2 protein-coding genes are annotated in these 1,026 nt (G+C 23.8%); one reads left to right on the forward strand and one right to left on the reverse strand.

Going from position 1 to position 1,026, the window contains the following annotated elements; all coding sequences use genetic code 11:
• Positions 1-88 precede the first annotated feature (88 nt).
• Positions 89-367 carry a hypothetical protein gene (locus VN21_RS01045; protein WP_046821633.1) on the reverse strand — a complete coding sequence of 93 codons (279 nt, stop codon included), beginning with the start codon at positions 365-367 and terminating at the stop codon, positions 89-91.
• A 291-nt stretch (positions 368-658) separates the two neighbouring features.
• Here VN21_RS01045 and VN21_RS01050 point away from each other — a divergent pair.
• On the forward strand, positions 659-1,026 hold a 368-nt coding region (locus tag VN21_RS01050), incomplete at its 3' end, for a DUF1648 domain-containing protein (RefSeq protein WP_152650742.1).

The raw sequence follows: 1,026 nt of genomic DNA on the forward strand, positions 1-1,026 counted from the left end.
AATATATAGAGTTCTCTTCCTTAATAAATTTAAGTTTAAATTAATTGTATCAGATTTATAAATTGATATATGTTCAACAAAATTGAAATTACCCCATATATGCAGTAATAATTATTATAGAAATTATCGATACTATATCTACTATAAACATTAAAATGTAATGGATGGCTAATTTAATATTTTTATTTGTAGCCCAATAAATAATAGATAAAGCACAATAAGATAAAAATGCCCCTAGAACTATCATTGGAATTTTATATGGATTAACATAAGGATTAATAACAAAAAAATAGGATGGTCCGTATAAAAAAAAGATAGTTACAATTAATCCTATAACCCAATCAATCAGTTTTCTATATTTACTCATTTTTAAATCACTCCATTCGAATTAACAATAAATTAAACTGCTTACGTAAATTAAAAATAACATTGTTAATCAGCTTAAGGACAATTATACAAGAACAGTAGATAGATAAATTAAAATTGGATTAATATAGATTTATTTTGGAGTGAGATTTATAATTTTAAATATATAACTAAATGTTTTTTAAGTAGTTTAGGAGAATCTTAAGGGGGGATACTTATAAATAACTATAAATTTAAATTTGATACTAAGCAAAAAATAATCGAAATTATAAACCTATCATTATTAATTTTTATGATAGCATATTTAATCATTAACTGGAATAATATAGGAGAAAATGTGCCGATTCACTATAACTCAGCAGGTCAAAGTGACTCATTAGGAAGCAAAAGTAGTTTAATAGTACTACCTATAGTTACAATTATAGTAAATATATCTATGAGCGGAGTATTACTTTGTCCACAAGCTCTAAATGTACCTATAAAACTAACTGAGGAAAATTATGTTAAGGTTTATGACTTAACGAGAGATTTGATGAATTTTACTAAGATAGCAATTAATATTTCATTTTTATACATGACCATTATGTCAGCAAATTTTAAACCGTTAGGTAGTTGGTTTTTACCAATTTTTTTAACCATAATATTTATGCCAATATTTAT

Origin of the sequence: Paraclostridium benzoelyticum (assembly GCF_001006285.1) — a bacterium.
In the GTDB taxonomy this organism is placed as follows: Bacteria; Bacillota; Clostridia; order Peptostreptococcales; family Peptostreptococcaceae; genus Paraclostridium; species Paraclostridium benzoelyticum.